General features: G+C 67.6%; 1 pseudogene. It reads right to left on the bottom strand.

The window, feature by feature from the left end:
- Window positions 1-723, bottom strand: a pseudogene (locus EN969_RS33845) (translocation/assembly module TamB); the annotation flags it as partial.

The following is a 723-nucleotide window of genomic DNA, read 5'->3' on the forward strand; positions in this document are numbered from 1 at the left end:
TCACCGTGCGGCCCGATGCCGTCAGGCTGTCGCTATCGGCGGTAACGGTGAAATCCGGCGCCGTCATCGCGCCGCTTGCCGACAGCGCGAAATCGACGCCACCGGCAACCGGCACGCCGACTGTCGGCGACAGCACGGAAACGTCGCCCAATTTGCCCTTGATGTCGGCCCGGATGTCGGTGCCCTGCATGCTGGCCGTGCCGGCGGCGCTGAGCGTGCCGGACGTGAATTCGATCGAGTTGGCGGCGAAGGATCCCTGCGGATCGCGGGCCGCGGTGGCCGAGAATTTCACCCGAGCGCCAAGCACCGAGGCGATCTGCGGCGGAAAGGCCGTCGCCACGGCATCCGCGTTCATCTTCAGCTGCATCGACAGGTCGGCAAGCGCCACCGTCGCCGTCAGAGAGGCGTTGAGCGCGTCGGAGCGCAGCGTGCCCTGGTCGATGGCAATGGCATCCTTGCTGACCGACCCGGCCAGATCGACATCGATCTTGCCGGTGATCAGCGGCGCCAGCGTCGCCACGTCGGTGTTGAGGCCACCTGCCTGCAGCTTGACGGTGACCGGCCCGGCGCGGTTCTGGATGTCAAAGCCGTCGGAATGGATCTGCGCCGCCAGATCATCCAGCCGCGTGCCGCCGGCGACGATGGAGACGAAGGAGGCGCCGATGTCGATGATCGGTGCCTTGCCGTCGCCGAAGGCGCGGGCGGTGGCATTGCTGATCGCCA

Source organism: Mesorhizobium sp. M7A.F.Ca.CA.003.01.2.1 (assembly GCF_003998945.1).
GTDB classification, from domain to species: Bacteria; Pseudomonadota; Alphaproteobacteria; order Rhizobiales; family Rhizobiaceae; genus Mesorhizobium; species Mesorhizobium ciceri.